Origin of the sequence: Clostridium sp. D43t1_170807_H7, from assembly GCF_015555905.1 — a bacterium.
Classification (GTDB): Bacteria; Bacillota; Clostridia; order Clostridiales; family Clostridiaceae; genus Clostridium.
On record NZ_JADNLK010000011.1, the window covers coordinates 73,391 to 94,152 of the forward strand.

The following is a 20,762-nucleotide window of genomic DNA, read 5'->3' on the forward strand; positions in this document are numbered from 1 at the left end:
TAGTTCTTTAAATTAAAATAATTAGAAATTTTATTGGTATTGCCCATAAATCTCATCAAATAATTCTAAGGATTTTTTAGTCATTAAAGCAATTTGATCTTTTAGTTCATCATAAGTTACCTTATCTCGTTTAGATAATTTGCCTTTAATTATATTTCCTTCTGAATCAAGGGTATAATTATTTGACAACTCTAAATAAGCTTTACCATCACCTGTCACTAGAATAGAAACATCTTCATCAGGTATTTCAGATGAGATGGTTTGATTATAAAAATGAAAACTATATTCAGAAATTTTTTGATTAGGAGTATAATAAAGAGCTTCATTAGATTCAAGTTTATAGTATCCAAGGTTATCATCAAATTTGAATCCTGCATCTGTTATAGAAGTTTGAAATTTTTCTTCACAAATCTTTTTATTATTATACCAAATAGCAGTATAGGCACCATAAGCTATAACAAGTATAGCAAGTATAATAGATGATATTTTCAGTATATTTTTTATAAGTTTATTTTGTAATAATTCTTTATCAAATTTTTTAACCATAGTCTTGTCCCCTTTCATTAAAGTATCTAATGAAATTTCAAACATATCACTTATTTTTATCAATGTTTGTAGGTCGGGATAACTTTTTTCATTTTCCCAATTAGATACTGTTTGTCTTGTAACATTAAATAATTTAGCAAACTCTTCTTGAGTTAATTTTTTATCTTTTCTAATTTTAAGTATTGACATTGCAATGTTCATAAATTCTCCTCCTCAGTACCAATTATTTATTTAAATTAAATATAAGTCTAGCAATTGGTATTTTACAGTGATATTTTAAGTACGCAAATTTCCTTTGCATCGTGATTTTTAAAGGGATTATCAAGATTTATTATATAAAAAATTAATTTAAATTTAGTAAGAATATAGTAACATTAATTAATAGTAATTTACCATTAATTATATAATTTTACATATTAATAGTTAAAATTTGAGTAATTTATTGTACTTATATATACATTTGTTGATTTAATCAAAGAAGCATAGATAAATTTGAAAAGTATAATAATAAATATAGTAAGATTAGACTATTTAAAGGAGGTTAAAAATGATTACTGTTATTAAGAATATAAATGTATATGCACCAGAAAAGTTAGGTAAGAAAGATGTTGTTATTGTAAATGATAAGATTGAAGGAATATATGATAATGTGAATATTCCTAATGATTTTATAGAGATAAAAGTAATAGATGGAAAGGATAAAATATTATTTCCGGGATTTTTAGATTGCCATGTCCATATTATTGGTGGAGGGGGAGAAGGGGGATTTAGGACAAGAACTCCAGAAATATCAGTGATTTCTTTAGTAGAAGCTGGAATTACCACAGTTGTAGGATGCATAGGAACTGATGGGGTATGTAGAAATATGAGATCACTTATTGCAAAAGCAAAAGGACTAGAAGAAGAAGGAATAACATCCTATTGCTATACAGGTTCCTATGAGATACCAGTAAAAACAATTACAGAAAGTATAAAAGGTGATTTTATGATGGTGGATAAGGTTATTGGTGTTGGAGAAGTAGCATTATCAGATCATAGAAGTTCACAATCATCATATCAAGAGTTTGTAAACACTGTAGCTCAAGCCAGAGTAGGAGGATTATTATCAGGAAAAGCCGGAATTGTTAATGTACATTTAGGAGATGGTGCTAGAAGGTTAGAATATTTATTTAAACTTATAGAAGAAACAGAAATTCCACCAACTCAACTCTTACCTACACATATTAATAGAAGTGATAAATTATTTGAAGTAGGAATTGAATATGCTAAAAAGGGAGGATTTATTGATTTAACAACAAGCTCAGATCCAAGATTCTTAGAACCAGGAGAGCTAAGAGCAGGAGAGGGATTAGCACTCTTATTAAAGAAGGGTGTAGATATTAAACATATAACATTTTCATCAGATGGAAATGGAAGCATGCCGGTATTTGATAGAGATGGAAAACTAGTTGGCCTTGGAATATGCTCTGTTAAAACTCTTTACAGAGAAGTAAAAGATACCATAAAAGAACATAATGTGCCTATAGAACAAGCAATAAAGGTAATTACTTCAAATGTTGCAGAATTCCTTAAGTTAGATAATAAAGGAAAGATAGAAGAAGGAAGAGATGCAGATTTTGTTATTGTAAATAAAGACAGTTTAGATATTGATATGGTAATTGCTAAAGGAAAAATTGTTGTTGAGGATGGAAAAGCATCTATAAAACCAACATTCCAATAAAAATATGATTAAAAATTTAAGGGCTACCTAAAAGAGTAGCCCTAATTTTTATTATAATGTAAAGAATAAATGTTGTCCTATAGAAACTATATTATGTTTTTCAACACCCTGCATCCAAGTGCAAGTAGCTATATGGGGGTTGTAGAAAAATACAGCATCTCCTGTAGGATCATTACCGCTTAATGCATCATATACAGCATCAAAGCATTCTTGAGTTGGTTGAACATCAATACTACCGTCGACTATACAAGAAAAAGCTTTTGGTTGAAATATAACATCTTGTATAGTATTAGGAAACCCATTATTAAGAGCCCTGTTTAATATAACTGATGCAACAGCAACTTTTCCCTCGTAGGGTTCACCCTTACTTTCAGCATATACAACTTGAGACATTAAATAAATATCTGATTGTGTTAAATAAAGCATTTGATTATTATCCTTAAAAACTTCAACATATTCTTCATCAGATAAATTTATATAGTTATTTCCGTTATTTTCTAAATTTGATAAATTATCTTCTATTCTTGTACTTGCGCTTACCTTAGTAGTAGATAAATTTGATAAGCTTAAGTCAAGTGCTGAAAGAGATAGGGTTAGAATAATACAAAATAAGAATTTTCCAAGTTTCATAAAAAACCTCCTTTTGGAATAACCCAATCGAGATATATTTTACCCAGAAAATTTAAAATAATACAAAACATTATCAGAAAGAGTTTAATAACGATTCAAAGGAAGTTTTTACATCATCATATTTAGAATAAGCATTATCGTAGTTCTTATCTATAGTATCTTTATTTTCCTCATAACTAGGTGAAGATTTCTCATAGATAACAGCAATTTTTAAAGAATTTAAGTAGGTTGAATATAAAGTAAAGGTATTATTTAAGCTATTATAATAAGACATACAACCTTCTGGTATTGAAGAGTAGTTAAAATCTTTCTTTATAGTTTCAAGAGTGCTTTCTTTTTCTTTAATATCATCAAGAATTACATCTAAAGACCTATTTTCTTTTCTTATTAAGTTTATAGCTGGTTCTAAATCATCTAATATTTCATAAAATTCATTAGTGCATTTAGTTAATTTTTCAATATATGCGTTGTATTGAGTTGTTTTAATTGATTCTTCTTTGTTTAATTTTTCTAAAGTATTTAAGTAGCCAATTAAATTGTCTAAAAAGGTTTCACTTTCTTCTGGTAAGGTTAAAGAAAACCCATAAGGAGATAAATCTTCATAACTTTTTTTACAGCTTTCTTTTAAAATTAGTATTTCAGAAGTAATTTCAGAGGTAGATAAATTACTAGTATAAGATAAAACATCAATACAATAGCTATATAAATTCTCTGTATTTTCGATACATGAAATTAATGTTGGAATTATGTTAGGAGTATTATTATTTGCTATTACTACAGCAGATACTTTCCCCTTTAGTTCTTCTAATTGCTTTAAATCATCATTTAATATGCTAGAGGCTGATTTACTATTTATAGTTACACCATTAATACATTTTTTTAAAGAAAGATTTATTTCAGATAGTTCGGTAATATAAGGCTCAAAATCTTTTAAAGCTGTATCTTCAGTAGAAATATCATTATTATTAGCAGATGAAGAAATAGAATTATTACGGTTATGTAATAATAACATCATAGAGGAGGTTAAAAATACACAAATTAATAGCGTTATAACAAAGGTTTTATTTTCAAAAAATGATTTTTTTATGCTTTCCATATATATCACATCCTTTAAATTAACTTACAATATTAAATATTATGAAAAAACTTTTTCTATAATTTATATTATTATGAAAAATAAAATATACTTAAATAAATTTATTGATGAAAATAAAAGAAGTTATGAAAGCTAAAAATGAGAAATATGGGAGAATTTAGACTAATAAAAATAGAATTATAATATTTTAACAATTATGAGAATAGTGTATAATTTAATTAGAAAATTTATGGTGGTGGATTAGATGCAAAACTTTATTTCAATGATAATGAATTCACTAAAGAGCATGTCACTTACTGCTATTATTGATATTTTAGTAGTAGCATTTATATTTTATAAAGGATATATGCTTATTAAGGAAACAAGAGCAGAACAGCTATTAAAGGGAATAGCATTTATAATAATATTAATTCCAATTAGTTCTATACTAAATTTGAGTATGCTATATTTTATATTAAGCAAAACTTTAACTATTGGAATAATATCTGTGGTTATAATATTTCAACCAGAGATAAGAAGAGCATTAGAGCATTTAGGAAGAAGTGCTTTTGAAGATAAACATGGCTTTGAAGATAGGGAACAGAGGAATATTTATGTTAGTGAAATTGTCAATGCAGTATCTAACTTAGCAGAAACAAAGACAGGGGCACTAATTGCAATTGAACAAGGAACAGGACTTGGAGAAATAATAGCTTCAGGAACTATAATAGAAGCAAAAATAACTTCAAATCTACTAGAAAATATATTTGTTGTAAACACGCCACTTCATGATGGAGCAACAATAATAGGAAGGGATAAAATATTAGCAGCAGGATGTGTTTTACCCTTAACTAATAATAAAGAAATTAATAAAAAGTTAGGAACTAGACATAGAGCAGCAATAGGATTATCTGAAATATCTGATGCACTTGTTATTATAGTATCTGAAGAAACAGGAATTATTTCTTTAGCCATAAACGGACGTTTAACTAGAAATTATGATAAAGATAGATTGAGAACTATCTTACTTAAGATAATGGAGCATAGAGAAGAAAAGAATGTTAAAACTGCTGGCAAGAAGGTGAAAACATGGATAACTGGAAAAATAAACAGAAAATAATTGTTCAATTAGTATGTCTTTTGCTATCAATAGGATTGTGGATTTATGTAACTAACATAGAGAATCCTATAAAATCTTATGAGTTAAGTAGAGTGCCAGTAGAAATTAAAAATGCTGATAGTTTAAAAGATGCAGGGTTAGCGTTATCTCCTAATCAAGAGTTTTATGTAAATCTAAAAATAGAAGGTAGCAGTCAGGATCTATTTAGCATAGATAAAAGTGATTTTACTATAAGTGTGGATTTAAATGAATTTGTACTTAAAAATGGAGAGAATAAAATTGCAGTAAATATAGAAAATGTTCCTAGTACAGTTAAAATAAAAAATAGTAACGGATTGACCATAACAATAAATACTGAAGCATATTCTACAAAGGAAGTTCCAGTAAAATCTAAGATTAATGTTATTTCAAAATCAAGTTATTATGTAGCAACACCTATATTTACTCCAGAAACTATAATAGTATCTGGTCCAGAATCTTTAGTAAATAAAGTAACAAAAGTTGTTGCAGAGGGTGAAGAAAGTAATGCTGTAAAGACAATTGTTAAAGATTATATAGTTACACCGGTAGATGAAAATGATAAAGAGATTACAGGTGTTGAACTATCTCAAAAGTGGGCAGAGGCCACTATTGAAATAAACGAAGGTAAGACAGTTCCAATTAAAATTAATACCACAGGAACATTGCCAAGCGGTTTAAGATTAAAATCCATAAGTTCAACTACAACAGAGATAGGAATAACAGGTCCTGAATCTACATTAAGTTCAATTAATGAAATTAACACAGAAACTATAAATCTTTCTGAAATAAAAGATAGTACAAATATTGATGTTGCATTAGGAATACCAGATGGAATATTAATTCATAATGGTGAAAATTCCATAACAGTAAGTATAGTTGTAGAAAAAGTACAAACAAAGGAATTTACTATTGATTATTCAATGATAGGACAACAAGAAGGTATAACTGTTGTTCCTGATAATAATAAAGTTACTATAACAGTTTCAGGTTTTGAAGATATTTTAAATAGTCTTACTGAAGCAAATTTTACTGCAGAATTAGATGTATCTGAATATACTGAAGAAGGTGAATTCTCTAAAGTACCAACTGTAAATTTAGTTGGAGTAGATAATGTTAATATAGATACTGTAAGTGAAATAAAGCTGACGGTAACAAAAGATATACCTACAAGTGGAGATGACGTGCAAGAAGAAGTGCCGCAACAATAGTTAAAAAATAAAGTTGGTTTATGCTAACTTTATTTTTTTTCTTTGTATAGTTATTTTAAGACATAGAGAACCTTAACTATTAACTATGTTAATCTTGTGATACAATATTAAAAACTAGAAATAATATTATTAAGGGTGATTATATGACTATAAGAATTAACAACCTAAGTCTTGGGTTAGATGATGATATAAAATTATTAAAAAAGAAAGCAAGTAAAAAATTAAGAATTTCAGTAGATGAAATTAAAGACTTTAAAATAGTTAGAGAAAGTATAGATGCAAGAAATAAAGATAATATTAAGATTATATATGCAATTGAAATTGAACATAAAGATGAAGAAAAGTTAGTAAATAGAGTTCATGATAATGATGTGAGAATAGATAACTCAAAATATGAACCAGATGTTGAGCCGGGTAATGAGGTATTAAATCATAGACCAGTAGTTGTAGGTTTAGGACCAGCAGGATTATTTTCTGCGCTAATGTTAGCACAAAAAGGTTACAAACCATTAGTTATAGAACGTGGAGAAGATGTTGATAAAAGAACGGAGACTGTGGATAAATTTTGGAAAACAGGAGAGTTGAATTTAGAATCTAATGTTCAATTTGGAGAAGGAGGAGCGGGATCATTTTCAGATGGTAAGCTAACTACTAGAATTAAAGATAAAAAGTGTGACTATGTTTTAGCTGAGTTAGTTAAAGCAGGAGCTCCAGAAGAGATTAGATATGAGGCAAAGCCACATGTAGGAACAGATATATTAAAGGATGTAGTTAAAAATATAAGAAAGCAAATTATTGCTTTAGGAGGAGAGGTTCGTTTTTCTTCTAAGCTTGAATACATAAAAAGTAATAATAGAAAAGTAAAGAGTATAATAGTAAATGGTGATGAAATACCATGTGATGCACTTGTTTTAGCTCTAGGACATAGCTCAAGAGATACATATGAAATGTTAAATAGTATTGGAATATTCATGGAACCAAAAGCTTTTGCAATTGGAGTTAGAATTGAACATCCTCAAGAAATGATAAATGTAGGTCAATATGGTAAAATGGCTAGCCATCCAAGATTACAAGCAGCTAGTTATAACTTAACATATCAAAGCAGAGCTTTAGGAAGAGGAGTATATTCCTTCTGTATGTGTCCAGGTGGAGTTGTTGTTGCTGCAGCGTCTGAAGATAAAAGATTAGTTTCTAATGGTATGAGTTATCATGCAAGAAATGAGGAAAATTCCAATTCAGCTTTAGTTGTAACTGTTGGACCAGAAGATTTTGAGGGAACTTCAGTTTTAAGAGGAATGGAATTCCAAAGGCATTATGAATCTTTAGCATATAAAGTTGGTGGAGGAGATTATAAAGCACCAGTTCAATTATTAGGTGACTTTGTTAATGATAGAAAATCAACTAAGCTTGGAGCAGTTACACCAAGTTATAAACCAGGATTTGAATTTGCTGATATGAGAGATTGTTTACCTTCATATGTAATAGAGGGAATAAAAGATGGAGTTAATAATTTTGATAGAAAAATTAAAGGTTATGGAAGAAAAGATGCTGTTTTAACAGGAATAGAAACAAGAACTTCAGCCCCAGTTAAGATAACGAGAAATGAGAGATTAGAAAGTATATCATTAAGTGGACTATATCCTTGTGGGGAGGGAGCAGGTTTTGCAGGTGGAATTGTATCAGCTGCAGTCGATGGAATTAAAGTTGCTGAAAGAATTATAGAAAAATATAAACAAATATAATTAATTAATGAATAAGTAAATAATAAATATATTTAAAGAAAATCAGTAGTTATTAAAAATTATTGATTTTCTTTATTTTTATTTCCTAAAATAGTTAAAAATTAACATGAATTTTCTGAAAATTTAGGTTTTTATTAAAAACTTTGATAAAATAGTAAATAGGTAAATATTTCAATATATAAAAATATTTTCAAAAATTCAAATTGATATGGTTTTAAAATGAAGGGTTATAATAAGAGAGGTGTATTATGAGTAAGAATTTTGATGATTTACTTTCAAAGTTAAAAGTAGCAGAAACAAAAAAATTATCTGTAGCAGTAGCTCAAGATGAGCCAGTTCTAGAGGCTGTTAAGGCAGCAAAAGACAGAGGAATAGCAGAGGCTATTTTAGTTGGAGATAAAGCGAAAATTGAAGAAGTAGCAGTAAAAATAGATATGGATTTAACTGATTTTGAAATAATTCATGAAGAAGATGTTAAAAAAGCAACATTAAAAGCAATACAATTAGTTTCTAGTGGTGCAGCAGATATGGTTATGAAAGGATTAGTAGATACAGCTACATTTTTAAGAAGTGTATTAAATAAAGAAGTTGGGCTTAGAACAGGAAAACTAATGTCTCATGTATCTGTATTTGAAATTGAAGGAATAGATAGATTAATATTATTAACAGATGCTGCTTTTAATACTTATCCAGATTTAAAGCAGAAAGTTCAAATAATAAATAATTCTGTAATGGTTGCAAAAGCTTGTGGAATAGAAAATCCAAAAGTTGCACCGGTTTGTGCTGTTGAGGTAGTAAATCCAGATATGCCAGCAACAGTAGATGCAGCATTATTATCTAAGATGAGTGATAGAGGTCAAATTAAAGGATGCATAGTTGATGGGCCTTTAGCTTTAGATAATGCATTATCAGAAGAAGCAGCACATCATAAAGGAGTTACTGGGCCAGTAGCAGGTAAGGCTGATATATTATTACTTCCTAATATAGATGTTGCAAATGTTATGTATAAATCATTAACTTATACAGCACAAACAAAGAATGGTGGTATATTGGTTGGAACATCAGCTCCAGTTATTTTAACATCAAGGGCAGATAGTTTTGAAACAAAGGTATATTCTATTGCATTAGCAGCGTTAGTTTCAGAGGGAAGAAAATAGTATTAGGGGGTATTGAGATTTATGGCATATAAATTATTAATAATTAATCCAGGATCAACATCTACTAAAATAGGCGTTTATGAGGATGAAAAAGAGGTTTTTGTTGAAACTTTAAGACATTCATCAGAAGAAATAGCTAAATACGATAGTATTTTTGAACAAAAGGGATTTAGAAAAGATGTAATTATGAATGTATTAAAAGAAAATAATTTTGATGTTAATACATTAGACGCAGTTGTTGGTAGAGGTGGAATGCTTAAGCCAATGGCTGGAGGAACTTATGAGGTAAATGACTCATTACTTAATGATTTAAAGGTTGGGGTTCAAGGTCAACATGCTTCTAACTTAGGAGGAATTTTAGCTAACGAGATTGCAAAAGAAGTTGGTGGAAGAGCTTTTATAGTTGATCCAGTTGTTGTTGATGAATTAGAGCCTGTAGCTAGAATATCTGGGGTTCCAGAGTTACCAAGAAAAAGTAAGTTCCATGCATTAAATCAAAAAGCCGTTGCTAAGAGATTTGGAAAAGAAAGCAAGAGAGGATACGAAAATTTAAATCTTATAGTAGTTCATATGGGTGGAGGAGTTTCTGTTGGAGCTCATAAAAATGGCAAAGTTATTGATGTTAATAACGCATTAGATGGAGATGGTCCATTTTCACCAGAAAGAGCTGGAGCAGTTCCTGTTGGAGATTTAATAAAAATGTGCTTTAGTGGAGAATATACTCAGGAAGAGGTATATAGAAAAATCGTTGGTAAAGGTGGATATGTTGCATATCTTAATACTAATGATGCAAGAGATGTATTAAGAGAAAAAGAAGAAGGAAATGAATTTGCTGAATTAATATATAATGCATTTATATATCAAGTATCTAAAGCAATAGGAGAAATGGCAACTGTTTTAAAGGGAAAAGTGGATTCTATTATTCTAACAGGTGGAATAGCATATTCACCTATAGTTGTTAGTGATATTAAAGAAAGAGTAGAATGGATTAGTAATGTGGCTGTATATCCGGGAGAGGATGAATTGTTAGCATTAGCTCAAGGGACTATTAGAGTACTTAGTGGAGAAGAAGAAGCTAAAGTATATTAGAAATAAAATTAAAAATTTTTAAGTGCGCTTTGCGCACTTTTTTTCTTTAGAAAATATAATTTCCTAAAGAATTGTGGATAGCTTTTAAAAGTAGCAGAAACACATAGTTTGTGAAGCAGATTTTTTTATTGAAGAAAATATAAGATTATAGTTTTAACTTACGGTAATATGGATAGAATTTATGATATGAAATATTAATTGTATGGAGGTACTATGAGAAGTAATATTGAAACGAAAAATAAATTGACTTTAGTATCTGAATTAGTTAATGAATCTAAATTTCAAATTTTAAAATATAATGAACTTAGTGGAATAAATAGAGTAGATAGTGTATCGGCTATTAAGTCCATAGAAAATAGTGGACAAAGGCTTAAGCAGGTAAGAATATTATTAAATGAAAGTGCTGTTAAAATACAAAATAATGAATTAAGTTATATGAAGGGATATATTGAAAGAAATGATTTGATTCATGAATATAAAGGAATTAAAAAATTAATATTTGACTCTAAACAAGTAATTGCTAGTAAAGATAAAACAATATTTAAAGGAACAGGAGAAATTTTATTAAAATCTAGTTTTAGTGATTTTACGTTGATAGAATTAGTTGATGAAGAAATAATAATTAGTGATTCGATGTTTTATGCATGTGATGAAGAAATAGATATTAAAAGCGTAAAAGATAATTATAAGGAAATAAAGCTTAGGGGAAGTGGAATTATAGTATTAAAGCTACCAGTTTCAGAAAAAGAAATAATAAGGTGTAAGCTATTTAATGATAGACTAACAGTTAATGAAGATTTAGTTATATTAAAAAGTAGTAGTATCAATGTTGGATTTGAAAAGTATGAAAATGTAATAGATGATAATATTGAACAGTATATTAATACTTTTTATTATGGGGTAGGAGAAGTATGGTTAGTACCAACTAGAAGTATATATGATAAATATGTTAAAATAAATTGTTGTTTAGAAGAGTGTGATGAATAAACTAAAGAAAAATATAAATTATATCTTAAATTTAGTGTGCTAAAGTGTTAAAATTAAGATGTAAGTTAAATAGGAGTGATAATATGGGCCTAAAAGATTTAGAATTTAAAAATGATTTAGATATGTTGTTTAAAGCGGTTTTAGAATTAGAAAGTATAGATGAATGCTATAAGTTTTTTGAAGATATTGCAACTATTACAGAATTAAAAGCTATATCTCAAAGAATTCAGGTAGCAAAAATGCTTAAGGAAAAAAGAGTTTATATAGAAATAGCAGAAGTAACAGGTGCTAGCACAGCAACTATAAGTAGAGTTAATAAGTGTCTTAATTATGGTCAAGGAGGTTATGATTTAGTATTAGATAGGATTAATTCTGCCGATAAATAAGCTATAAAGCATGATAAATACAAGGTTATATACTATTGTAAAAAAACGGAATAAAGGATATACTATAAGAGTTAAATTGAAATAAATAAGTGAGGTATTATATATGAGTAGAATGTTCGGAACAGATGGTGTTAGAGGAATAGCTAATACAGAATTAACAGCGGAATTAGCTTATAGTTTAGGAAGAGCAGGTGCATTTGTTTTAACAGAGGGGACACATAAACCTAAGATATTAGTTGCTAAGGATACTAGAATATCAGGAGATATGTTAGAAGCTGCTTTAGTTGCAGGGATTCTTTCAGTTGGAGCAGAGGCAGTAATTTTAGGTGTAGTTCCAACACCAGCAGTAGCTCATTTAACAAGAGAGTATAACGCAGATGCAGGAGTTATGATTTCAGCGTCTCATAATCCGGTTGAGTACAATGGAATTAAATTCTTTGATGGAAGAGGATATAAGTTATCTGATGAATTAGAAGATCAAATACAAGCTATAATAGAGGGGAATTTTGAAGGTGTTCCAAGTCCAGTTGGTGGAGATGTTGGAAGATCATATACTGAAGAAACAGCATTAAGAGAATATATAGATTATGCTATGAGTACAATTAAAACAGATTTAAAGGGCCTTAGAGTTGCTTTAGATTGTGCAAATGGGGCTGCTTATAAGGCAGCAGTTAAAGCATTTAGAGCTTTAGGTGCTAGAGTTTATGTAATTAATGATAATCCAGATGGAAATAACATAAATGAAAATTGTGGTTCAACTCATATGGAAGAGTTAATGGATTATGTTGTAAGAAAGAATTGTGATATTGGATTTGCTTTTGACGGAGATGCTGATAGATGTTTAGCTGTCGATGAAAAAGGAAATATGATAAATGGTGATTTCTTATTAACAATTTGTGCAAAAGCTTTAAAAGAAGCTGGAAAGTTAAAAGATGATACTTTAGTAGTAACAGTAATGAGTAATCTAGGGTTAGACATTGCGGCTAAGAGAGAGGGAATTAACTTAGTTAAGACTAAAGTTGGAGATAGATATGTACTTGAAGAAATGCTTAAAGAAAATTATATATTAGGTGGGGAACAATCAGGTCACATAATATTTTTAGATCATAATACTACTGGAGATGGATTAGTTACTGCACTTCAAATTGCAGCAATTCTTAAAGAAAGTGGTAAGACTTTTAGTGAATTAGCTGGAGTAATGAAAGAATTACCACAAGTATTAGTTAATGCTAAAGTTCCAAATGAAAAGAAGAATATTTACTTAGAAGATGCAGAAATAATTGATGCTATAAATTCTGTTGAAGCTAAACTTAATGGTGTAGGTAGAGTTCTTATAAGACCATCAGGAACTGAACCATTAGTAAGAGTTATGCTTGAAGGTGAAAATCAAGAAGAAATAAATGAAATGGCAAATAGCTTAGTAGATTTAATATTAAGTAAAATTTAAAATATTAAAAAATTAATGTCCCTATGGGCGTTAATTTTTTTTGTGAAAATTTACAAATTTATTATATTACTATAAAGATATATATGGAATTTTATAAGAATTATTAATTATTTAATATTATTTTAATTAATAGATGAAATTATATATATTATTGATTTGGTATTATTTTCTAAAACGAAGTATTGATATAGCAATAAAAATAGTAAAATATTAACTAAATATCAAAAATAATTAATAAAAGATAAAAAATACAATTAATTTACTAAAAATAGAAAGAGTGTATTGACAGAGTGTCAAAAGAAAGAGTAATATATTAACAATAGAATATTTTGGAAGTTCTTTTGAAAAATAAAAGCTGTGATAGAGATATTTATTTAGATAAAAAAAGTTTCAGAGAGTCCATGTATGCTGTGAATGGATACTTTAACTAAATAATGATCACTCTTGAGCTGTATCCTGAACACTAGCTATTGGTAAGTAGGGGGGTACCGGTAAGCACCGTTAAATGCAAGGGTTTGTTTGAGCCTAGTGATATTAATGATGAGGAATTTTATCCCACCGTTATGATTTTATCATTAAGGGTGGGATTTTTTTAACCTAATTTAGAACCATTTTGTTCAATAATTACAAATTATTTGATTGGGGGTATTAAAATGGAAAGACATGTGTTATCTGTCTTAGTTAGGAATTCTTCAGGAGTACTAACAAGAGTTTCAGGGCTATTTGCAAGAAGAGGGTTTAATATTGATAGTTTAACTGTTGGAAGGACCGAGAATCCAGAGATTTCAAGAATGACTATTACTTTAAATGGAAATGAAGATGTTTTAGAACAATTCACTAAACAGTTAAATAAGTTAGAAGATGTCTTAAGAGTATTAAATTTAAAATTTGACAATTCGGTATATAGAGAGTTAGTACTTATTAAAGTTAAAGCTGATGCTGAGCAAAGGGCAGCAATAAATGAAGTAGTAAAGATATTTAGAAGTAAAATCATAGATGTTTCTCCAGAAACATTGACTATTGAATTAACAGGAGACGAGAGTAAAATAAATGCTCTTATAAAGCTTTTAGAAGAGTATGAAATAAAAGAATTAGTAAGAACAGGAGTATGTGCATTAGAAAGGGGAGCTAATGATATAACAGACTACTGCGAAATCTTTAACTAATTAAGGTTAATTAATGATTTGGAATTGATATTAAATAAAAAACCAATTCTCAATTAACTAAAGGGGGCTTTTTAAATTTGAATAGGAATATAGAAATTTTTGATTCTACATTGAGGGATGGTGCTCAGGGACAGGGCATATCATTTTCAGTGGAGGATAAACTGAAAATAGTTAAAGCTTTAGATGATGTAGGAATTGATTATATCGAAGCTGGCAATCCAGGGTCAAATCCTAAAGATATGGAGTTTTTCAAAGTAGTGAAAGATATAAAATTAAAGAATTCCAGATTAGTAGCCTTTGGTTCGACAAGAAAACCAGATATAAAAGTTGAAGATGATGTAAATATAAAAAGCTTAATAGAAGCAGCAACAGATGTGGTATCAATATTTGGAAAATCATCAGCTTTTCAAGTTACTGATATATTAAAAACGTCTTTATCAGAGAATTTAAAGATGATAGAAGAAACTATAAAATACTTAAAAGAAAGTAACAAAGAAGTGATATTTGATGCAGAACATTTCTTTGATGGATATAAAGAAAATAGTGAATATGCAATGTCTACTTTAAAAGTTGCAAAAGAAGCTGGAGCAAGAACATTAGTCTTATGTGATACTAACGGTGGAACATTACCTAGTGAAATAAAAAAAATAACATCTGAAGTTCAGAAGAAATTTGGTAGTATGATAGGAATACATTGTCACAATGATATGGGAATGGCAGTAGCAAATTCAATACTATCAATAGAAGCAGGTGTATCACATATTCAAGGAACTTTTGTTGGTGTAGGTGAGCGTTGTGGAAATACTAATTTAAGTACTGTAATTCCAACCATAGCACTTAAAATGAATTTTAACATAAAGGCAAAGGATTATTTGCAGGACTTAACAGCAAAGGCTAGATATATTTCTGAGATATCAAATATTCAATTAGAAGATTCAGCTCCTTACATTGGGAAAGCAGCATTTGCACATAAGGGAGGAATGCATATAGATGCTATTTGCAAAACACCTCAATCATATGAGCATATAAAACCAGAAATGGTGGGGAATAAAAGAAGATTTTTATTATCAGAGGTAAGTGGTAAAAGTACAGTTTTACAAGAAATACACAAAATTTTTCCTAATGTTAAGAAAGATGGAGAAGAAGTTAAAAAAGTTACTAAAAGATTAAAAGAGTTAGAGTATGAAGGATATCAGTTTGAAGGTGCAGAAGGTACCGTTGAGTTATTGATAAGAAAAACAATAGGTAAGTACAAGCCATTTTTTAAACTAAATCATTTTAAAACAATAGGAGAAAATCCATGGAATAATGGAGAGTTTAGCTCAACTGCTTTAATTAATGTAACTGTTGATGGAAAAACTGAAATGACAGCGGCTGAAGGTGATGGACCTGTAAATGCTTTAGATAAAGCACTTAGAAAAGCATTAGAGGTATTTTATCCGGAACTAAAGGAAGTTAAATTAGTTGATTATAAAGTTAGAGTTTTAGACTCTGAAAGCACTACAGGTGCAAAAGTTAGAGTATTAATAGAAAGTACTGATGGCAATGAAAGTTGGAGTACAGTTGGGGTATCTAAGGATGTAATTCAAGCAAGTTGGATTGCATTAGTTGATTCAATAGAATATAAGCTTATAAAAGATATTGAAAGAAAAGCAAAAGCATATTTATAAAGGGGGAAACCGTCATGGCAATGACAATGACACAAAAAATATTAGCTGCACATGCAGGATTAGAAAGTGTAAAAGCAGGACAATTAATAGAGGCAAACTTAGATTTAGTATTAGGAAATGATATTACTTCTCCAGTTGCAGTAAAAGAATTTCAAAAGTTTGGGGTAAAAAAAGTATTTGATAAGGATAAGATAGCAATTGTTCCAGATCACTTTACTCCTAACAAAGATATAAAAGCTGCAGAGCAGTGTAAATTTATTAGAGAGTTCTCAAGAGAAAAAGGAATAACAAATTTCTTTGAAATAGGTGAAATGGGAATAGAACATTGTTTATTACCAGAGAAAGGATTAGTAGTTGCAGGAGATGTAGTTATTGGTGCAGACTCTCATACTTGTACTTATGGTGCATTAGGAGCATTTTCAACAGGTATAGGATCTACTGATATGGCTGCTGGAATGGCCACAGGGAAATGTTGGTTTAAGGTTCCTTCAGCATTAAAGTTTGTTTTAAAAGGAAAACCATCAAAATGGGTAAGTGGTAAAGATGTAATACTTCATATCATCGGAATGATAGGAGTAGATGGTGCTTTATATAAATCAATGGAATTCTTCGGAGATGGACTTAATTATTTATCAATGGATGATAGATTTACAATGGCAAATATGGCTATTGAAGCTGGTGGAAAGAATGGAATATTCCCTGTTGATGAAAAAACAATTGAATATTTAAAAGAGCATGGAAAGAAAGAATGGAAAGTATATGAGGCTGATGAAGATGCCGAATATGATGAAGTTTATGAAATAGATTTATCTACTTTAAGACCAACAGTTTCTTTCCCACATTTACCAGACAACACAAGAACTATTGATGAAGTTGGGGATATAGATATAGATCAAGCTGTAATAGGATCTTGTACAAATGGAAGAATTTCAGATTTAAGAGTTGCAAGAGATATATTAAAAGGTAAAAAAGTAAATAAGAGAGTTAGATGTATAGTGTTCCCTGGAACTCAAAAAATTTATTTACAAGCATTAGAAGAAGGAATAATAAAGGATTTAGTAGAGGCAGGAGCAGTTGTTTCAACTCCAACTTGTGGTCCATGTTTAGGTGGACATATGGGTATATTAGCTAAAGGTGAAAGAGCAATTTCAACTACTAATAGAAACTTTGTAGGAAGAATGGGACATGTTGAATCAGAAGTTTATTTAGCAAGTCCAGCAGTTGCGGCAGCTTCAGCAATAACAGGAAAAATAACAAATCCGGAAACACTTTAAGGGGGTAAATAAATATGAAAGCAACAGGAAGAGTTTTTAAATATGGAGATAACGTAGATACAGATGTAATTATACCAGCAAGATATTTAAATACATCAGATCCGAAAGAATTAGCAGCACATTGTATGGAAGATATAGATTTAGATTTTGCAAAAGAAGTTCAAGAAGGAGATATTATAGTTGCAAATAAAAACTTTGGATGTGGGTCATCTAGAGAGCATGCACCTATAGCAATTAAAGAAAGTGGAATTAGTTGTGTTATAGCCTCAACTTTTGCAAGAATTTTCTATAGAAATGCTATTAATATTGGTTTACCAATTCTTGAATGTGACCAAGCAGTTAAAAGTATTGAAGCAGGGGATAAGTTAGAAGTAAATTTTGATACTGGAGTTATTAAAAATTTAACTAAAAATGAAGAGTATCAAGGAGAGGCATTCCCAGAATTTATGCAAAAAATAATAAATAGTAATGGTCTTATAGGATATATAAAAAATTCTCAAGAAAAATAAGAGTTTATTAAATTAAAAATTATGAAGCAATAAGTGCAAAAGTAGATTAAGTACATGGTACAGATTGAAAAATATGGGACTGTACTTAGTTTATAAATGGAATTAAGGGGGATAAATTATGAATTTTAATATAGCAGTTATACCAGGAGATGGAATAGGTCCAGAGGTTGTAGATGAATCAATAAAAGTATTAAGTAAAATTGGGGAGAAATATAATCATAACTTTGAATTTGAATTTCTACAAGCAGGTGGATGTGCAATAGATAGTTTAGGAACACCATTACCAGAAAAGACTTTGGAAATTTGTAAAAAAAGTGATGCAGTACTTTTAGGAGCTGTTGGTGGACCAAAATGGGATGATCCTAATGCAAAGGTTAGACCAGAACAAGCCTTATTAGGATTAAGAGGTGGATTAAATCTATATTGTAATTTAAGACCAGCGCTTTTATATAAAGCATTAAAAGAAGCATCACCATTAAAAGATACAATTATTGGGGATGGAATTGATATTTGTGTTGTAAGAGAACTTACTGGAGGAATTTACTTTGGTGAGAGAGGTAGAGAAGTTGTTGATGGAATTCTTTCAGCATATGATACTGAAAGATATAATATTGAAGAAATCGAAAGAATAGTAAGAATAGGCTTTGATACAGCAATGAAAAGAAATAAGAAGTTAACAAGTGTTGATAAGGCTAATATATTAGAAAGCTCTAGATTATGGAGAAGCGTAGTAGAAAAAATGTCTAAGGACTATCCAGAAGTAGAGGTTAATCATTTATATATTGATAATGCTTCTATGCAATTAGTTAAAGATCCTAGACAATTTGATGTTATTGTTACTTCAAATATGTTTGGAGATATATTATCAGATGAAGCATCTATGATTACAGGATCAATAGGAATGTTACCTTCAGCATCTTTAGGGGAAGGTACTTTAGGAATGTATGAACCAATACACGGATCTGCACCTGATATTGCAGGAAAAGGAATAGCAAATCCATTAGCAACAATTCTTTCTACAGCTATGATGTTAAGATATAGCTTTAATTTAGAAAATGAAGCAAAAGATATAGAAAATGCAGTAGTTAAAGTTTTAGAAGAAGGTTATAGAACTGGAGATATTAAGAGCGAAGGTACTACTCTTGTTGGTACTAAGGAAATGGGAACGCTTGTTGTAGAGAGAATTTAGTAAGTGGCAAGAGTTGGTGAGTGACAAGTTGCAAGTGATAAGTGACAAGTTAAGGAGGAAACTCCTGGGGAGTTTCAAAAATATATAATTTTGTATTAACTAAATTTACTCTGAAAACTTGCTACTTGAAACTTGTCACTTAAAACTAATTACGGAGGGATTTAAATGAGAAGTGATGTAGTAAAGAAAGGAGTCACAAAGGCTCCGCATAGATCGTTATTTAAGGCATCAGGGTTAACTGATGAAGAAATAAATAAGCCTTTAATAGGTGTTGTTACATCTCAAAATGATATAATTCCAGGACATATAAACTTAGATAAAATTGTTGAGGGTGTAAAAAAGGGTATATTGATGTCTGGAGGAACGCCATTAGTATTTCCAACTATAGGGGTATGCGATGGTATTGCAATGGGACATGAAGGAATGAAATATTCTTTAGCTACAAGGGAACTTATAGCAGATTCTATTGAATGTATGGCAAAGGCTCATGCCTTTGATGCATTAGTATTTATACCAAACTGCGATAAGATAGTTCCTGGAATGGTTATGGCAGCTTTAAGATTAAATATACCATCAGTAGTTGTAAGTGGTGGTCCAATGTTAGCTGGTAAATTTAAAGATAAAGAGGTTTCCTTATCTACAATGTTTGAAGCTGTTGGGTCAGTAGAAAGTGGTTTAATGCTAGAATCAGATTTAGCTGATTTAGAAGAAAAAGCTTGTCCTACATGTGGATCATGTTCAGGAATGTTTACAGCAAACTCTATGAATTGTTTATGTGAGGTATTAGGAATTGCTTTACCTGGAAATGGAACAATACCAGCAGTTTATTCAGAAAGAATTAGACTTGCTAAGTATGCTGGTATGGCAGTAATGAATCTTCTAGAAAAAGATATAAAGCCAAGAGATATAATTACTGAAGAATCTATAAAAAATGCTTTAACAGTAGATATGGCTCTTGGATGTTCAACAAATAGTGTTTTACATTTAACTGCTATTTCAAATGAGGCAAAATCTCCTATAAATTTAGATATTATAAATGAAATGTCAGCTAAAGTACCTAATCTTTGTAAATTAGCGCCTGCTTCTGATACTCATATTGAGGATTTATATGCAGCTGGTGGAATAAAAGCTGTAATGAGTGAGCTAAATAAAAAGAATTTATTAAATTTAAATTGTATTACAGCAACAGGAAAAACTGTTGGAGAGAATATAGAAAATGCTAAGGTTTTAGATTATTCAGTAATAAAACATATTGAAGAACCATATAGTGAAACTGGTGGAATTGCAGTTTTAAAGGGAAATTTAGCTCTAGATGGTGCTGTAGTTAAAAGATCTGCAGTACTTAAGGAGATGTTAACACATAAAGGACCAGCTAAAGTTTTTAACTCTGAAGAGGAAGCTATAGCAGCCATCTTAGGTAAGAAAATAGTTGAAGGTGATGTTGTAGTAATTAGATATGAAGGTCCAAAAGGCGGACCAGGAATGAGAGAAATGTTATCACCAACTTCAGCAATTTGTGGAATGGGATTAGATAAGTCAGTAGCTCTTATAACTGATGGAAGATTTAGTGGGGCAACAAAAGGAGCAGCAATAGGACATGTATCACCGGAAGCAGCTGAAGGTGGAAATATTGCTTTAGTGCAAGATGGGGATATTATTTCTATAGATATATTAAATGGAAACTTGGATTTACTTGTAAGTGATGAAGAGCTAGCTAAACGTAGAGAAGATTTAAAACCAGTTGAACCAAAGGTTAAAGAAGGCTATTTATCAAGATATGCTAAGTTAGTAAGTTCAGCAAGTACAGGAGCAGTGTATAAGTAGTG

General features: G+C 29.8%; 18 protein-coding genes. 15 read left to right on the forward strand and 3 right to left on the reverse strand.

All coding sequences use genetic code 11. The features are described 5' to 3' along the window. Positions 1-30: 30 nt before the first annotated feature. On the reverse strand, positions 31-747 hold the full coding sequence (locus I2E98_RS08910; RefSeq protein WP_195468568.1) for a helix-turn-helix transcriptional regulator: 717 nt from the start codon (positions 745-747) through the stop codon (positions 31-33). A 346-nt stretch (positions 748-1,093) separates the two neighbouring features. Here I2E98_RS08910 and iadA point away from each other — a divergent pair, with 346 nt between their 5' ends. Continuing rightward, the gene (gene iadA / locus I2E98_RS08915) at positions 1,094-2,266 is read left to right on the forward strand and encodes a beta-aspartyl-peptidase (protein ID WP_195468569.1); all 1,173 of its coding nucleotides are present in this window, start codon (positions 1,094-1,096) and stop codon (positions 2,264-2,266) included. Between the two features lie 51 nt (positions 2,267-2,317). Here iadA and I2E98_RS08920 read toward each other — a convergent pair whose 3' ends face one another. Together I2E98_RS08920 and I2E98_RS08925 are read right to left on the reverse strand one after the other, a co-directional pair. After that, positions 2,318-2,896, reverse strand: coding sequence for a cell wall hydrolase (locus I2E98_RS08920; RefSeq protein WP_195468570.1), 579 nt, complete (start codon positions 2,894-2,896; stop codon positions 2,318-2,320). Positions 2,897-2,969: 73 nt separating this feature from the next. Next, a complete protein-coding gene (locus tag I2E98_RS08925; protein WP_195468571.1) occupies positions 2,970-3,992 on the reverse strand; it encodes a hypothetical protein in 1,023 nt (340 codons plus the stop codon). A gap of 244 nt (positions 3,993-4,236) precedes the next feature. Between I2E98_RS08925 and cdaA the strand changes: the two genes are divergently transcribed. The 14 genes from cdaA (at position 4,237) to ilvD (ending at position 20,760) form a co-directional block, all read left to right on the forward strand. Further along, positions 4,237-5,091, forward strand: a complete 855-nt coding sequence (cdaA, locus tag I2E98_RS08930) for a diadenylate cyclase CdaA (RefSeq protein WP_195468572.1) — start codon at positions 4,237-4,239, stop codon at positions 5,089-5,091. Continuing rightward, on the forward strand, positions 5,061-6,320 hold the full coding sequence (locus I2E98_RS08935; protein ID WP_195468573.1) for a CdaR family protein: 1,260 nt from the start codon (positions 5,061-5,063) through the stop codon (positions 6,318-6,320). Before cdaA ends, I2E98_RS08935 begins: the two co-directional genes overlap by 31 nt. A 143-nt stretch (positions 6,321-6,463) precedes the next feature. After that, positions 6,464-8,062: an FAD-dependent protein gene (locus tag I2E98_RS08940; protein ID WP_195468574.1), complete on the forward strand. Its 1,599-nt coding sequence runs from the start codon at positions 6,464-6,466 to the stop codon at positions 8,060-8,062. A gap of 248 nt (positions 8,063-8,310) precedes the next feature. Next, positions 8,311-9,219 (forward strand): phosphate butyryltransferase, encoded by a 909-nt coding sequence (ptb, locus tag I2E98_RS08945; RefSeq protein ID WP_195468575.1) that lies wholly within the window; start codon positions 8,311-8,313, stop codon positions 9,217-9,219. A gap of 21 nt (positions 9,220-9,240) precedes the next feature. After that, positions 9,241-10,308: a butyrate kinase gene (gene buk, locus I2E98_RS08950; RefSeq protein WP_195468576.1), complete on the forward strand. Its 1,068-nt coding sequence runs from the start codon at positions 9,241-9,243 to the stop codon at positions 10,306-10,308. 213 nt (positions 10,309-10,521) lie between these two features. Next, positions 10,522-11,295, forward strand: coding sequence for an AIM24 family protein (locus I2E98_RS08955; protein ID WP_195468577.1), 774 nt, complete (start codon positions 10,522-10,524; stop codon positions 11,293-11,295). Between the two features lie 83 nt (positions 11,296-11,378). Then, positions 11,379-11,681, forward strand: coding sequence for a YerC/YecD family TrpR-related protein (locus I2E98_RS08960; RefSeq protein WP_195468578.1), 303 nt, complete (start codon positions 11,379-11,381; stop codon positions 11,679-11,681). Between the two features lie 103 nt (positions 11,682-11,784). Continuing rightward, positions 11,785-13,128, forward strand: coding sequence for a phosphoglucosamine mutase (gene glmM / locus I2E98_RS08965; protein WP_195468579.1), 1,344 nt, complete (start codon positions 11,785-11,787; stop codon positions 13,126-13,128). Positions 13,129-13,781: 653 nt separating this feature from the next. Then, positions 13,782-14,294 carry an acetolactate synthase small subunit gene (gene ilvN / locus I2E98_RS08970; RefSeq protein WP_195468580.1) on the forward strand — a complete coding sequence of 171 codons (513 nt, stop codon included), beginning with the start codon at positions 13,782-13,784 and terminating at the stop codon, positions 14,292-14,294. Between the two features lie 77 nt (positions 14,295-14,371). After that, positions 14,372-15,964, forward strand: a complete 1,593-nt coding sequence (gene cimA, locus I2E98_RS08975) for a citramalate synthase (protein WP_195468581.1) — start codon at positions 14,372-14,374, stop codon at positions 15,962-15,964. Between the two features lie 14 nt (positions 15,965-15,978). Next, positions 15,979-17,238, forward strand: coding sequence for a 3-isopropylmalate dehydratase large subunit (gene leuC, locus I2E98_RS08980; RefSeq protein ID WP_195468582.1), 1,260 nt, complete (start codon positions 15,979-15,981; stop codon positions 17,236-17,238). Positions 17,239-17,252: 14 nt separating this feature from the next. Further along, positions 17,253-17,747, forward strand: coding sequence for a 3-isopropylmalate dehydratase small subunit (leuD, locus tag I2E98_RS08985; protein WP_133015443.1), 495 nt, complete (start codon positions 17,253-17,255; stop codon positions 17,745-17,747). 118 nt (positions 17,748-17,865) lie between these two features. Continuing rightward, positions 17,866-18,936: a 3-isopropylmalate dehydrogenase gene (leuB, locus tag I2E98_RS08990; protein ID WP_195468583.1), complete on the forward strand. Its 1,071-nt coding sequence runs from the start codon at positions 17,866-17,868 to the stop codon at positions 18,934-18,936. Positions 18,937-19,101: 165 nt separating this feature from the next. Continuing rightward, a complete protein-coding gene (gene ilvD, locus I2E98_RS08995; RefSeq protein WP_195468584.1) occupies positions 19,102-20,760 on the forward strand; it encodes a dihydroxy-acid dehydratase in 1,659 nt (552 codons plus the stop codon). Positions 20,761-20,762 lie beyond the last annotated feature (2 nt).

Excerpts from the sequence above, each read along its gene's own strand:
- iadA (WP_195468569.1), top strand. The coding sequence starts at position 1,094 with ATGATTACTGTTATTAAGAATATAAATGTATATGCACCAGAAAAGTTA.
- cdaA (WP_195468572.1), top strand. The coding sequence starts at position 4,237 with ATGCAAAACTTTATTTCAATGATAATGAATTCACTAAAGAGCATGTCA.
- I2E98_RS08910 (WP_195468568.1), bottom strand. The coding sequence starts at position 747 with ATGAACATTGCAATGTCAATACTTAAAATTAGAAAAGATAAAAAATTA.
- buk (WP_195468576.1), top strand. The coding sequence starts at position 9,241 with ATGGCATATAAATTATTAATAATTAATCCAGGATCAACATCTACTAAA.
- I2E98_RS08960 (WP_195468578.1), top strand. The coding sequence starts at position 11,379 with ATGGGCCTAAAAGATTTAGAATTTAAAAATGATTTAGATATGTTGTTT.
- I2E98_RS08935 (WP_195468573.1), top strand. The coding sequence starts at position 5,061 with ATGGATAACTGGAAAAATAAACAGAAAATAATTGTTCAATTAGTATGT.
- I2E98_RS08955 (WP_195468577.1), top strand. The coding sequence starts at position 10,522 with ATGAGAAGTAATATTGAAACGAAAAATAAATTGACTTTAGTATCTGAA.
- I2E98_RS08920 (WP_195468570.1), bottom strand. The coding sequence starts at position 2,896 with ATGAAACTTGGAAAATTCTTATTTTGTATTATTCTAACCCTATCTCTT.
- ilvN (WP_195468580.1), top strand. The coding sequence starts at position 13,782 with ATGGAAAGACATGTGTTATCTGTCTTAGTTAGGAATTCTTCAGGAGTA.
- ilvD (WP_195468584.1), top strand. The coding sequence starts at position 19,102 with ATGAGAAGTGATGTAGTAAAGAAAGGAGTCACAAAGGCTCCGCATAGA.
- glmM (WP_195468579.1), top strand. The coding sequence starts at position 11,785 with ATGAGTAGAATGTTCGGAACAGATGGTGTTAGAGGAATAGCTAATACA.
- leuB (WP_195468583.1), top strand. The coding sequence starts at position 17,866 with ATGAATTTTAATATAGCAGTTATACCAGGAGATGGAATAGGTCCAGAG.
- ptb (WP_195468575.1), top strand. The coding sequence starts at position 8,311 with ATGAGTAAGAATTTTGATGATTTACTTTCAAAGTTAAAAGTAGCAGAA.
- leuC (WP_195468582.1), top strand. The coding sequence starts at position 15,979 with ATGGCAATGACAATGACACAAAAAATATTAGCTGCACATGCAGGATTA.
- I2E98_RS08925 (WP_195468571.1), bottom strand. The coding sequence starts at position 3,992 with ATGGAAAGCATAAAAAAATCATTTTTTGAAAATAAAACCTTTGTTATA.
- I2E98_RS08940 (WP_195468574.1), top strand. The coding sequence starts at position 6,464 with ATGACTATAAGAATTAACAACCTAAGTCTTGGGTTAGATGATGATATA.
- leuD (WP_133015443.1), top strand. The coding sequence starts at position 17,253 with ATGAAAGCAACAGGAAGAGTTTTTAAATATGGAGATAACGTAGATACA.